Below are 12449 nucleotides of genomic sequence, written 5' to 3' on the forward strand. Positions count from 1 at the left end.
AGTTCCCCGCGCCCCTAAAAACCCAGGGGCGCGGGGAACTGCGCAATCTTTCAGCCTCTCCGGCGTTTGAGGAGCGGGGGTTCGGGGGCGGAGCCCCTGAGTAAGGGACGGGAATGGGTAGGGGCGGCGGGGGCGAAACCTAGTCCGGACCACGACACCGTAGCGACGTTACGGTCAAAGGTAGCGATGCTACGGAATCGGTGTTAGCGTTGTTTCTGTCGGGGAGTGAAACCCGCTCCCCCGCCACGACAGGAGCACCGTCATGAGTGACCAGACCAGCACAGGCACCCCCACCCGCGTCGCGATCGTCACCGGCGGATCCCGCGGTATCGGCCGCGAGACCGCGGAGCGCCTCGCGGGAGACGGCTTCGCCGTCGTCGTGAACTTCGCGGGGAATCAGGCCGAGGCCGACAAGACCGTCGCGGCGATCACAGAGGCGGGCGGCCAGGCGCTCGCCTTCCGGGCCGACGTGGCGGACGAGACCGAGGTGGCGGCGCTCTTCGACGTCGCGGAGTCGACGTACGGCGGGGTCGACGTGGTCGTCCACGCGGCCGGCGTCATGACCCTGGCCCCGCTCGCCGACTTCGACCTCGACGCCCTGGACCGGATGCACCGCACGAACATCCGCGGCACGTTCGTCGTCGACCAGCAGGCCGTGCGCAGGCTGCGCACGGGCGGCGCGGTCATCAACTTCTCCAGCTCCGTGCTGGCCCTCGCCATCCCCGGCTACAGCGCGTACGCCGCCAGCAAGGGCGCCGTCGAGGCCATGACGCTGATCCTGGCCCGCGAGGTGCGCGGCCGGGACATCACGGTGAACGCGGTGGCCCCCGGCCCGACCGCCACCGCCCTGTTCCTGGACGGCAAGGACGAGGAGACCATCGCGCGGATGGCCGCCCAGCCCCCGCTGGAGCGCCTCGGCACCCCGGACGACATCGCCGGCGTCGTGTCCTTCCTCGCCGGCCCGGCCGGCCGCTGGGTCAACGGCCAGGTGCTCCGCGCCAACGGCGGCATCGCATAAGCCCCCGCCCCACTTCCTTCCCCCTTCCCTCCTCTCTTCTCAGGAGTTCCGTCATGGGCAAGACGATCGTCATCACGGGCGCCGGTTCAGGATTCGGCGCGCTCGCCGCGCGGGCGCTGGCCGACGCGGGTCACACGGTCTACGCGGCGATGCGCGACACGGCAGGGCGCAACGCGAGCCGCGTCGCGGAGGCCGAGGCGTACGCGGCCGAGCACCAAGTGGACCTGCGTACGGTCGAGTTGGACGTCCTCTCGCAGGAGTCCGCGGACGCCGCCGTCGCCACGGTCCTGTCCGCGGCCGGCGCGCTGGACGTGGTCGTCCACAACGCGGGCCACATGGTGACCGGCCCCACCGAGGCCTTCACCCCCGAGGAACTGGCCGCGGTGTACGACACGAACGTGCTCGGCACCCAGCGGGTCAACCGCGCCGCGCTGCCCCACCTGCGCGCCCAGGAACAGGGCCTGGTGCTCTGGATCGGCTCGACCTCGACCCGGGGCGGCACCCCGCCCTACCTCGCGCCGTACTTCGCCGCGAAGGCCGCGATGGACGCGCTCGCGGTGTCGTACGCCGCCGAGCTGGCCCGCTTCGGCATAGAGACGACCATCGTCGTGCCCGGCGCCTTCACCTCCGGCACCAACCACTTCGCGACCGGCGGCCACCCGGCCGAGCAGGCGGTCCTGCCCGCGTACGAGGAGCGGTACGCGGGCCTGATGGACCAGGTCGCCCAGCGCCTCGCCGCCCTCGCGCCCGCCGACGCCCCCGCCTCCCTGGTGGCCGACGCGATCGTCGAGGTCGTCGACACCCCGCTCGGCGAGCGGCCCTTCCGGGTCCACGTCGACCCCGCGAACGACGGGTCGGAGGAGGTCAGCCGGGTCGCGGACCGTATCCGCGCCGAGTTCCTGACCCGTATAGGCCTGGACGACCTCCTCGCCCCGCACGGGACGGCCGCGTGACCACGGCCCGTAAGACATCGGCCCGTACGGCAGCGATGGGTAAGGCAGCGGTGAGCAGGGCAGCGGTCGGCACGACGACAGCCCGCCCCGCATCGGCCCGGACCGCGTCGGTTAGCGTCGCTCCCGTGAGTACGAAAGCGCGCATTCTCGAAGTGGCGGCGGCCCTCGTCGCCGAGTCGCCGGACGGGGACGTCTCCACCCGGGCCGTGTGCGAGGCGGCAGGGGTCGGCGCCCCGGCCCTCTACCGCCACTTCGGGGACAAGGAGGGCCTCCTGTCGGCGGTCGTCGACCACGGCTGGGACAAGTACCTCGCGACCAAGCGCGACCGCGCCCCCGGCACGGACCCCGTCCAGGATCTGCGGGACGGCTGGGACACCCACGTCGAGTTCGCCCTGCACAACCCGAACCTGTACCGCCTGATGAACTCCCCGGCGATGCGCAAGCCCCCGGCGGCGGCCCTGGAGTCCCACCGCATCCTCACGGCGGACCTCCAACGAGCCGCGGAACAGGGCAAGTTGCGTCTCGCCCCCGAGCTGGCCGCCCAGATCATCATGTCCGCGAACGTCGGTGTGGCCCTGATGCTGGTCTCCCGCCCGGCGACGTTCACCGACGAGTCGGTGTCCCGCCGGGTACGGGACGGGGTCCACGCCTCGGTCTTCATGCCGGAGGTGACGGCGCAGCTCGGGACGGAGACACCGGGCGCGCCTGACCAGGCGCAGGTCCCGGCCCAGGTCCCGGCGACCGCGGCCCGCCTGAACGCCCTCCTTCGCCGCTCCCCGGTCCCGGTGCTCAGCCCGGCCGAGGACGCCCTACTCACGGAGTGGCTGGACCGTCTATCGAACGGGCCTCGGAGCTAGCAGCTCTCCCGTCGGCTCCGCAACCTTCGCCAGAACTGCGGGTCGGCCCTCGAACCAGGTCACGAATTCGGTGCCGACGTGTTGGACTTTCCAGCCCGCCCGATATTGGCGGGGCGGCCGAGTACCGTGCCTCCCCTCTCCAGTCGGCGGGCAAGGGGTGACCCTTGGGCTGCCAGCGCTGGTCAGCGCATCGGAGCGGCTGGTTCAGAGGATCGGGGATGCAGGAGATCCGACAATGACGCACTGCGATACGGGTGAACCCATATTCTGACGCGTGATCACTTCCGATGATCACTTAATTCAGAGAGGAATCACATGCACTTGCTCCGTCGCGCGCTAGTCTCGCTCGCCACCCTGGCCACCCTCATAGGCGTCAACCTATTCGTCTCAACCCCCGCACAAGCCGCCACGTCCTGCTCTGGAACCATCACTCACAGTGAGGACATCCGGATCCCCGGCCGCGACACCATCATCGGAGAGCTGGTCATCTACTACAACAGCAGCAACGGCGGTACCAACAGCGCCTGCTTCTATCATCGCGGTCCCTCCGTCGGCGTCAAAGCCAGCACATATGTTCAGATCATGCGATGCTCGCAGAGATCGGGCGAAGGCAAGCGATGCGACGGAACCGTGTCTCCCAGAGCGGATGAGGGCAACTACGCTTACCACGCTGGTCCCGTTGGTGTGACCGGCACGGCGAACTACTGTGTCGCGGCGATTGGCTGGATCGTTTGGGAGCACCCCAACTCCGACGTGGGGTACATGGAAATGGGCGTGCTTACCCCCTACACGCGGGGCTGCTGAGCACCACGCTTCACGGCAGCTGGCGCTGATGATGTGGTCCCGGGTTGGTCTGATCAGAGAGGCCGGTATCGTGGCCCGGGCCTTCTCGTGTGCCAACGAGCGTATGTCCGGCGTATCCGCCCCAACCGGGTAGCGGCTGTGCCGGGATGCGGGTGCGGAGCCAGTCGTCCGGCGGGGGATAGTAGGACCGTAGGCGACGGCTCCGTCCCCGCGCCGGTGCGCACGCTGCGGTTGCCCACGCGGCCGTAGCCGTCAAGTTCGGCCGGGCGACTGGCGCGAAGACTGCGTACGGCACTGATTCACAGGCCTGGCCGTCATAGCCGGGCGCGGGTGCATCGTCGGCGCCTGGCCCGGAGGCCTATCTCGACGCGGTCTCCAGCCGGACCCGACTGCGCTCAGACGCTCAGTCCGTCAGATCCACCCGCACCGTCAGCAGATTCGTGCCGACCGCTCGGACCGCGGCGCTGTTCATGCGCGGGAGGGACTTCAGACGGGTGCGGGCGTCGTCGTTGTGCAGCAAGTGGGCGGTGCCGTGGTGCCACCGGCCCTTGTCGCGGACCCGGACGCTCGGGTTCGCCTGGATGTTCCTCACGTACTGCGACTTCTCGCCGTACTCGGACACGATCCAGAACTCCTGGCCGACCCGCCGCCCACCGACCGGAGTCCGCCGCGGCAGCCCCGACTTGCGGCCGGTGGTCTCCAACAGCGTCTGGAACGGCAGCAGTCTGGACACCGGGTTCACCACCCACCGCTGGATCTTCGTGATGACGCGGAACTTGGTCTCGTGGAGGCGCGACATGTCGTTGGGATCCTCGTCCTGGGCGGTTGTCGGCCGAGGCCGTCGGTCGGTCGGCCGGTCCTGCGGTCGGCCGGTCGTGAGGATAGAGCTCGGCCGGCCGGCTCGGGTCGCCGGGGTGGCGGCCTTGGCGGTGGCAGCGTACGTGTCTACGGGTTCAGCACGATCTTTCCGGCGACGGTGCCCGACTCGGCCAGGCGCAGGGCGTCGGCGACGCGGGAGAGCGGCAGTTGGGCGGCGATCCGGGCGGTGATGTCGCCGCGCTGGAGGGCCGCGAGGACCTGGGTGAGGTCGGCGTGCAGCCGGGCCCGGAACTGGTTCTTGGCGAGGGCCCGGCCGGCCCAGATGTTGAAGAAGTAGGCGCGCCGGCGGTTGGGCAGCGCGTTCCACAGCCAGATCCGGCCGAGCAGCTTGAGCACGGGCAGCTGCTTGGAGCCCTCGTCGTCCCGGGTGGAGGCGCTGCCGTAGGCGACGAGCGTGCCGCCGGGCGCGAGGAGGTGCCAGGAGTCGATCGCGCTGCGTCCGCCGACGTGGTCGAAGACGGCGTCCACTCCGCCGGGGGCGAGTTCACGGACCCGGGCGGGGATGTCCTCGGTGCGGTAGTCGACGGGGATGACGCCCTGGGCCCGCAGCGCGTCGTGGTGGCGCGCGGACGCCGTGCCGATCACCTTCGCGCCCGCGGCCTGGGCGAGCTGGACGAGGACCGAGCCGACGCCGCCGTTGGCGCCGTGCACCAGGACGGTCTGCCCGGCGCGGACGCGGGCCTTGCGGTGCAGCATCTGCCAGGCCGTGATGCCGTTGACCACCAGCGTCTCGGCCTCCGCCGCGCCGACCCCGTCGGGCACCGGCACGACGTCCGCCGCGTCGACGAGTACGTGGCTGGCCCAGCCGCCGACCTTGACCAGTGCGGCCACCCGGGTGCCGGCCAGGCCCGGCTCGACGCCCTCGCCGGTCGCGGCCACGGTCCCGACCAGGTCGTAGCCCGGGACGAAGGGGAACGCCGGCTGGTCGTAGTAGCGGCCTCGGCGCATCTGCTGCTCGGCGAAGGAGACGCCGGTCGCCTCCATCCGGATCACGACCTGACCGGGGCCCGCGACGGGGACTGCTCCGTGCCGGATCTCCAGCCCTTCCGGCTCGACCTTGCCCGGCAGGACGACCTCGACGAGTGCTTCGGCGTTCATGACTTCCTCCACTGCGCTCTGTGTTCGGGTTCCGCTGTGAGTCACTCGGTGAGCCACTCAGTCGGTTACTCGCTCTCGCTTCTGTTAGAAGTTATAACTCCACGAGAAGCGTGACGTCAAGAGCTTCAGTGATAGCCTCTAACTAAATCTTGAGCATGTAGCCAGCGAGCGTCCCCACGAGTACGGAAGGCGGCAGGTCATGGCGGAGACCGGTACGACGACCCCGCGAGAGCGCTACCGCACCCAGGTGCGTACGGAGATCAAGGAACGCGCGTGGGAGCAGATCGCCACGGCCGGCGCGACCGCGCTCTCCCTCAACGCGATCGCCAAGCAGATGGGTATGAGCGGCCCCGCGCTCTACCGGTACTTCGCCGGCCGCGACGAGCTGATCACCGAGCTGATCAGGGACGCGTACGGCAGCCTCGCCGACACCCTCAGGACGGCCGCCGAATCCGGCGCCGACCTCACCGCGCTCGCGCACGCCCTGCGCGAGTGGGCCCTCGCGGACCCCCACCGCTACTTCCTCATCTACGGCACACCCGTGCCCGGCTACCAAGCGCCGGACGACGTCACCGGAATCGCGCAGGGCATCATGGCGACGTTGCTCGACGCCTGCGCCGCACTGCCCTCGGACGGCCCTGCGACGCCGTTCGACACCCACCTCGAAAGCCACCGCCAGTGGGCGGCCGGCCACCCCGCCCCGCCCGCGGCCCTCCACCGGGGCCTGGCCCTCTGGACCCGGCTGCACGGCGTTCTGTCCCTCGAACTCGCCGGTCACTTCAACGGGATGGGCTTCGACCCCGCGCTGTTGTACGCGGCCGAACTGGACGACCTGCTGAGCCGCTGACCACACCACGCCACGTCATCTCCCGCGATGCCGCCGGTTCGGGAAACCGCCGTGCGGACAGGCCGGGTGGCCGGATGGGCGGGCCGGCGCGGCTTCGCGAGGCTCTTCCCATGACGAAGACGAAGACCAAGAAGACAAAGAAGAGCAAGCGAAACATCGCCCTGACCGCCGTCTCCGGCGTGGTGCTCGGGCTCACCCTGCCCCTCACCGCGACCGCTTCGACCGCCCCAACCGCCTTATGGGCCAAGCCACTTGACTGGTCGAAGTGCGAGGGGAGCGGGTTCGGCCCCCGGCAGGAGTGCGCGACCGCCGACGTGCCCATGGACTACGCCGACCCCGAGGGCGAGAAGATCGGTATCGCCGTCTCCCGCATCCGGAGCGAGAAACCGGCCGTACGCCGCGGGGTCCTGCTGCTGATCCCCGGAGGGCCCGGCGGCAGCAGTCTCGAAGAGCAGTCCGCGAAGGCGCGGACGCTGCCGCGGGAGGTGCGGGAGGCGTACGACCTGGTCGTGTTCGATCCTCGGGGCAACGGGCGGTCCGCGCCGGTGAGTTGCGGGTTCGAGCAGCGGGACCTGGCTGCGACCGCGTTCCGGCCGTGGCCCGTCGGCCCGGACGGGTCCGTCGCGGGGAACATGACCGCCGCCCGGAGGATGGCCGGCGCCTGCGAGCGCAACGGCGGGGAGCTGCTGCGACACATCGACACCGTCGCCAACGCGCATGACGTCGACCGCATCCGGGCGGCCCTCGGCGAGCGGAAGCTGTCCGCCTGGGGCGTCTCGTACGGCTCGTATCTCGGCGCCGTCTACAACGAGTTGTTCCCGCACCGCACCGACCGGTTCGTCCTGGACAGCAATCTGGACGCCAACGCGGACGCCCACGACGGTCAGGTCGCCCGCGGCTTGTGGGCCGGGTTCGAGCAGGGTGTCGAGGACGTCTTCCCCGAGTTCGCCAAGTGGGCCTCGGCGCCCGGGAATCCGTACCGGCCGGCCGATACGGCGGCCGAGGTGCGGCCGATGTTCCTGCGGCTCGCCGCGCGCCTCGACCGTGAGCCGATCCCCTGGCCCGGCGCCAATCCGGCCGAGCTGAACGGCAACGTGCTGCGGCAGAGCCTGCTCGACGCGTTCTACGACCCCGAGGGCTTCCCGGCGGCGGCCCGGTTGATCCTGGCCGCCCGGAAGGGCACCGTCCCGCCCGCGCCCGAGCCGCCCCCGGAGGCGCTGTTGCAGAACGGACTCGCCGTCGCCTCCGCGACCTTCTGCAACGAGGGGAAGTGGCCCGCGTCGGCCGCCCGCTACCAGAAGGAGGTCGACGAGAGCCGAGCCAAGTACCCGCTGACCGCCGGAATGCCGAGGAACGCGACCCTCTGCGCCGCCTGGCCGTATCCGCCGAAGCAGGACCCGGTACGGATCACCGACCGCGGGCCCTCCACCGTCCTCATGGTCCAGAACGAGCGCGACCCCGCAGCCCCGCTCGCCGGCGCCCGCGAACTCCGCGCCGCCCTCGGCAAACGCGCCGTCATGGTGACCGTGAACGCCACCGGACACGACGCCTACCTCGGCAACGGCAACGCCTGCGGGGACGCGGCCGTCACCCGCTACCTGGCCACGGGGGAACGGCCCGCCAGGGACACGTACTGCCGATAGGCACGGAACTGCCGTTGGGAACGGGACTGTTGACCGGAACGTGCCCGCCGACAGACACCGGTCTCCCACACGTCACTCACGTCCCTCCCCTATCCTCAGGCGAACGCGCCGCCGGGGGAGAGGGAGCACGCATGGACGGGTTGGACCCGGCAGATCCGGGCTGGATAGGCGGTTACCGACTGCTCGGCAGACTCGGTGAAGGCGGCATGGGGCGGGTGTATCTGGCCCGTTCCGAGCGCGGCCGTACGGTCGCGGTCAAGGTCGTCAAGGAGGAGCTGGCCCGCAAGCCGGACTTCAGGCGGCGCTTCGCGCAGGAGGTGAAGGCGGCCCAGCGGGTCGGCGGCGACTGGACGGCGCCCGTGCTCGACGCCGACACCGAGGCGCCGACGCCCTGGGTCGCCACCGGCTACGTCGCCGGTCCCTCGCTCGCCGAGGTGGTGGACAAGCAGTACGGACCGCTGCCCCCGAAGTCCGTGCGCGCGCTGGCGATCGGGCTCATCCGCGCGCTCCAGGCCATCCACGGCGCGGGTCTCGTGCACCGCGACCTCAAGCCCTCCAACGTGCTGGTGACGATCGACGGGCCCCGCGTCATCGACTTCGGCATCGCGCGCGCCCTCGACACGGCCGTGCAGTCCGCCGACGGGCTCACCAAGCCCGGGGCCCTCGTGGGGTCCCCGGGCTTCATGGCGCCCGAGCAGGTACGCGGGGAGCGGGTGACGTTCGCGAGCGATGTCTTCTGCCTCGGTGCCGTGCTGGCGTACACCGCGACGGGACGGCTGCCGTTCGGTACAGCCGAGGGCGGGATCCACTCGCTGCTCTTCCGTATCGCGGAGGAGGAGGCGGATCTCGAGGGCGTACCCGAGGCGTGGCAGGGACTGATCGCGGCCTGCCTCACGAAGGACCCTGCCCAACGGCCCTCCCTGGACACGCTGTTGGCGTCGGCCGAGGAGATGCCGGGCGCACCGGTAGGCCGAGGGGGCAGGGGCGGCGCATGGCTGCCCGGCGAGGTGCTGGCGGAGCTGGGCAGACACGCCGTACGCCTCCTGGACAGCGAGGACCCGCAGGGCCCCGCGCCGGCGTCGAGTCCCGTGTCCGGGGCGAGCGCCTCTGTGCGGATACCGAGCCCCGCACCGGCATCCGGTCCCATACCGGCAGCGAGCCCCGTACCGGGCTTCGGCCCTCCCCTCGCCTACTCCCCGACGGCGCCTTCGTGGCAGAGCCCGCAGCCCGGCAGCCTCCACCCGCAGGGCCCGCTCCCCGGGGGCCTCCACCCGCACAGCCCGCCCCCGGGGCATCTGCGGGCCCCGCACTTCTCCGCTCCCGCCTACGGCTCCCGTGTGCCCACCCCTCGCTCGACCCGTGGGCTCTCGATCGCCCTGGCCCTCCTGCTCGCCCTCTTCGTCGTGCCGCTGCTGCTGCGGATCGCTGTCCTCGGGGTGGCCTACTCCCGGCTCTCCGCGGCGGCCAGTACGTCCGCCACCGACCTCATCGAGGACTACAAGTACCTGAGCGTCGCGTCGCTGGGGACCGAGGTGCTCACCGTGTTCGTGGGCATCCCGGTGGTGATCGTGTGGGCGTTCTGGTTCCAGCGCAGCCGGGGCAACGCCGAGGCCTTCGCGCCGGGCCACATCCGCCACGCGTCCGGGATGGCGGCCGGTTCGTGGTTCATCCCGGTCGTCAACTTCTACATGCCCAAGCAGATCGGCAACGACATCTGGACGGCGACGACCGGCAGGCCGGCCGGCGCCGGCCGGTGGCTCCTGCACACGTGGTGGTGGTTCTGGCTCGCCTACTTCCTGGCGTACGCGAACGACTCGTGGGCCAGCTGGTACGACAGGGACCTCGCCGTCGCGGCCACGGACACCATCGTCACCTCGCAGGCGGCCAACGTCATCGGCGTCGTGACCGCCGTACTGGCCATCTTCTTCGTGCGACGGCTCACGAACCTCCAGCAGGCCCGCATCGCAGGAGGCGCCTAGCATGCCGAGGCACGCCGGGGAGCCGGGGGCCATCGGGTCCATAGGCGGTTACGAGCTCGTCGACCGGCTGGGCAGCGGCGGCATGGGGGTCGTGTACCTGGCGCGTTCGGTCTCGGGGCGGAAGGTCGCGGTCAAGGTCGTGCACGCGCAGTACGCGCTGGACGAGGAGTTCCGGGCCAGGTTCCGGCAGGAGATCGCGGCGGCCCGGCGGGTGAGCGGGGCGTTCACCGCCCCGGTGGTGGACGCCGACCCGGACGCCGAACTGCCCTGGATGGCGACTTCGTACGTGCCGGGCCGAACGCTGTCCGAAATGGTGGACAAGGAAGGGCCGTTGGGCGGGCGCGAGCTTCGCGCGCTCGCGCTGGGGCTCGTCGAGGCGCTGAGGGACATCCACCGGGCCGGTGTGGTGCACCGGGACCTGAAGCCGAGCAACGTCCTGATGGCCGGGGACGGCCCGCGCGTCATCGACTTCGGCATCTCGCGCGCCGCCGACAGCCAGGCCCTCACCGTGACCGGGCGGCTGATCGGCACCCCGCCCTTCATGTCCCCCGAGCAGTTCGCCTCGCCCCGGGACGTCACCGCGGCCTCCGACGTCTTCTCGCTGGGCTCGCTCCTGGTGTTCGCGGCCACCGGCAACGGCCCCTTCGACGGCGGCAGCCCGTATGTGACGGGCTACCAGGTGATGAACGAGCCGCCGTCCCTGGACGCAGTCCCGCAGCCGCTGCGGGGCATCATCGAGCGCTGCCTGGACAAGGACCCGGCCGCCCGGCCTCAACTGGCCGAACTGCAGGGGCTGTTCGGCTCCCTGCCGGACACAGCTGCCCCCGCCGGGCCGGGCGTGGCGCACCTGCCGAGCGTGCCGGGGAACGGGAACGTCCCCCGTGGGCCCGCCGCCACGACGACTGCTGACACGACGGCTGCCGACACGACCGCGACGGGCGCCGCCGGACGCGGACGCCGGGTACGTCGCCTGCTCGTGCTCGGCGCGGCACTGGCCGTCACCGCGGCGGCCGTGCCGGTCTACCACCTGGTGTCGAGTCCGGACACCACCGAGGGCGGGCACGGCGACCGTGCGTCCGGGGCCGGCGCCTCCGCCTCGCCCGCGCTGCCCGCCGGCTGGCGGCCCTGGCGGACGGACCTCACCCGAGCGGTGAAGAACGAGTCCCTGGCCACCAACGTGGACAGCGTGGATTCCGGCTGTGTCTCCGGCGGAACTTTCCTGTACTGCGCGGGGACGGGCTTCACGGTCGCCCGGATCGACGCCGCCTCGGGCCGCGTGAAATGGCGGTTCGGCAGCAACTCGCAGGCCGCCGCGCGTCCTCTCGGTGTCCGGGACGGGATCGTCTACACGCACGTCCAGCCGAACGAGGACTCGGTGTACTCGACCCAGGAGCTGGTCGGCGTCGACGCCGACAGCGGGAAGCGTGTCTGGACCCGCACGATCGACGCAGGCCACCCCGCTGTCCTGTTCGACGGCGGCCTGCTGGCGATGTCGGGCGAGGGTGAGGAGTTCGTCGCCCTCGACCCGAAGACGGGCGAGGACCTGTGGCGCACCCCGGCGAAGTCGTCGGCCGGCACCGCCTGCGCCCCGACGGTCCTGGGCGGTGCCCCCTACGGAATCTGCGTGAACCAGGACGACCCCTTCAAGGGCGACGCGGGCTTCCTGCGCCTCGCCCCGGCCGACGGTACGGCGCGGGAGCTCGCCGAGCTGCCCCTGCTCGCGGAGCCGCTCGGCGCGGTCGGCGGGCAGCCGCTGTTCGCCCTCCGGCAGAGCGAGGAGTCCCAGTCGGACAACGGCCGGGACGAGCCGTACAGAGCACTGCTGCAGGTGAACCCGGACAACGGCGACGTCATCCGCGTCCCCCTCAAGGGCACCCCGCGCGGCCTGCCCGCCCTCGTCGGCACCGCCGTGTACTTCGTCCGCCCCGACGGAACCGTCACCGCGACGGGGGCCGACGACGGCGCCCGGCTGTGGCAGAAGGGCACACAGATCGAGAACCTGTCGTCGCCGGTCCTGTCCACGAAGTACGACCACCTCTACTTCGCCAACCGCTACGGCCGCCTGCTCGCCCTCGACCGCAAGACCGGCACCGTCCAGTGGACCACCGACAAGCTGAACGACCCGGGCACCTCGGCGGAAAACCGAATCCCAAGCACGCTACTGGTGAAGGACGCGCTAGTAGCCGTCGCAGGCGACACGGCCTTCTCCGCAAGCCCCGACCGCGCCCCATAGGGGCGCGGGGAACGGCGCAGTCTTTTTGGGGACGCGGGGAACGGCGCAGTCCTTTAAGGGACGCGGGGACCGGCGCAGTTTTTAGGGGCGCAGGGAACTGCGCAGTCTTTACGCCCCGCGGGGACCGGCGCAGTCCTC

10 protein-coding genes are annotated in these 12449 nt (G+C 71.3%); 8 read left to right on the forward strand and 2 right to left on the reverse strand.

Features of this window, described 5'->3' with window-relative positions; translation table 11 throughout:
- The first annotated feature begins 262 nt into the window (after window positions 1-262).
- The 4 genes from AOK17_RS06170 (at window position 263) to AOK17_RS06185 (ending at window position 3632) form a co-directional block, all read left to right on the forward strand.
- Window positions 263-1018 carry an SDR family oxidoreductase gene (locus AOK17_RS06170; RefSeq protein ID WP_055611290.1) on the forward strand — a complete coding sequence of 252 codons (756 nt, stop codon included), beginning with the start codon at window positions 263-265 and terminating at the stop codon, window positions 1016-1018.
- Between the two features lie 53 nt (window positions 1019-1071).
- Window positions 1072-1971: an SDR family NAD(P)-dependent oxidoreductase gene (locus AOK17_RS06175; RefSeq protein WP_055611291.1), complete on the forward strand. Its 900-nt coding sequence runs from the start codon at window positions 1072-1074 to the stop codon at window positions 1969-1971.
- 125 nt (window positions 1972-2096) lie between these two features.
- A complete protein-coding gene (locus tag AOK17_RS06180; protein WP_055611292.1) occupies window positions 2097-2828 on the forward strand; it encodes a TetR/AcrR family transcriptional regulator in 732 nt (243 codons plus the stop codon).
- A 315-nt stretch (window positions 2829-3143) separates the two neighbouring features.
- Window positions 3144-3632, forward strand: a complete 489-nt coding sequence (locus AOK17_RS06185) for a hypothetical protein (RefSeq protein WP_063997172.1) — start codon at window positions 3144-3146, stop codon at window positions 3630-3632.
- 403 nt (window positions 3633-4035) lie between these two features.
- Here the strand turns inward: AOK17_RS06185 and AOK17_RS06190 are convergent, their stop codons facing one another.
- Together AOK17_RS06190 and AOK17_RS06195 are read right to left on the reverse strand one after the other, a co-directional pair.
- On the reverse strand, window positions 4036-4431 hold the full coding sequence (locus tag AOK17_RS06190) for a nitroreductase/quinone reductase family protein (protein ID WP_055611293.1): 396 nt from the start codon (window positions 4429-4431) through the stop codon (window positions 4036-4038).
- Between the two features lie 146 nt (window positions 4432-4577).
- Window positions 4578-5609 (reverse strand): medium chain dehydrogenase/reductase family protein, encoded by a 1032-nt coding sequence (locus AOK17_RS06195; RefSeq protein ID WP_055611294.1) that lies wholly within the window; start codon window positions 5607-5609, stop codon window positions 4578-4580.
- Window positions 5610-5808: 199 nt separating this feature from the next.
- Here AOK17_RS06195 and AOK17_RS06200 point away from each other — a divergent pair, with 199 nt between their 5' ends.
- From AOK17_RS06200 to AOK17_RS06215, 4 genes are all read left to right on the forward strand, one after another.
- Window positions 5809-6456 (forward strand): TetR/AcrR family transcriptional regulator, encoded by a 648-nt coding sequence (locus AOK17_RS06200; protein ID WP_055611295.1) that lies wholly within the window; start codon window positions 5809-5811, stop codon window positions 6454-6456.
- Between the two features lie 110 nt (window positions 6457-6566).
- A complete protein-coding gene (locus AOK17_RS06205; RefSeq protein ID WP_055611296.1) occupies window positions 6567-8099 on the forward strand; it encodes an alpha/beta hydrolase in 1533 nt (510 codons plus the stop codon).
- Between the two features lie 131 nt (window positions 8100-8230).
- Complete coding sequence (locus tag AOK17_RS06210; RefSeq protein WP_055611297.1) at window positions 8231-10078, forward strand: protein kinase domain-containing protein; 1848 nt, start codon at window positions 8231-8233, stop codon at window positions 10076-10078.
- Between the two features lies 1 nt (window position 10079).
- On the forward strand, window positions 10080-12311 hold the full coding sequence (locus AOK17_RS06215) for a protein kinase domain-containing protein (protein ID WP_055611298.1): 2232 nt from the start codon (window positions 10080-10082) through the stop codon (window positions 12309-12311).
- The last annotated feature ends 138 nt before the right edge of the window (window positions 12312-12449 follow it).

It is taken from the genome of Streptomyces phaeochromogenes, from assembly GCF_001418655.1.
Classification (GTDB): domain Bacteria; phylum Actinomycetota; class Actinomycetes; order Streptomycetales; family Streptomycetaceae; genus Streptomyces; species Streptomyces phaeochromogenes.

Coding starts and splice junctions, on each gene's coding strand:
- AOK17_RS06170 (WP_055611290.1), top strand. CDS start 263: ATGAGTGACCAGACCAGCACAGGCACCCCCACCCGCGTCGCGATCGTC.
- AOK17_RS06175 (WP_055611291.1), top strand. CDS start 1,072: ATGGGCAAGACGATCGTCATCACGGGCGCCGGTTCAGGATTCGGCGCG.
- AOK17_RS06185 (WP_063997172.1), top strand. CDS start 3,144: ATGCACTTGCTCCGTCGCGCGCTAGTCTCGCTCGCCACCCTGGCCACC.
- AOK17_RS06190 (WP_055611293.1), bottom strand. CDS start 4,431: ATGTCGCGCCTCCACGAGACCAAGTTCCGCGTCATCACGAAGATCCAG.
- AOK17_RS06195 (WP_055611294.1), bottom strand. CDS start 5,609: ATGAACGCCGAAGCACTCGTCGAGGTCGTCCTGCCGGGCAAGGTCGAG.
- AOK17_RS06200 (WP_055611295.1), top strand. CDS start 5,809: ATGGCGGAGACCGGTACGACGACCCCGCGAGAGCGCTACCGCACCCAG.
- AOK17_RS06205 (WP_055611296.1), top strand. CDS start 6,567: ATGACGAAGACGAAGACCAAGAAGACAAAGAAGAGCAAGCGAAACATC.
- AOK17_RS06210 (WP_055611297.1), top strand. CDS start 8,231: ATGGACGGGTTGGACCCGGCAGATCCGGGCTGGATAGGCGGTTACCGA.
- AOK17_RS06215 (WP_055611298.1), top strand. CDS start 10,080: ATGCCGAGGCACGCCGGGGAGCCGGGGGCCATCGGGTCCATAGGCGGT.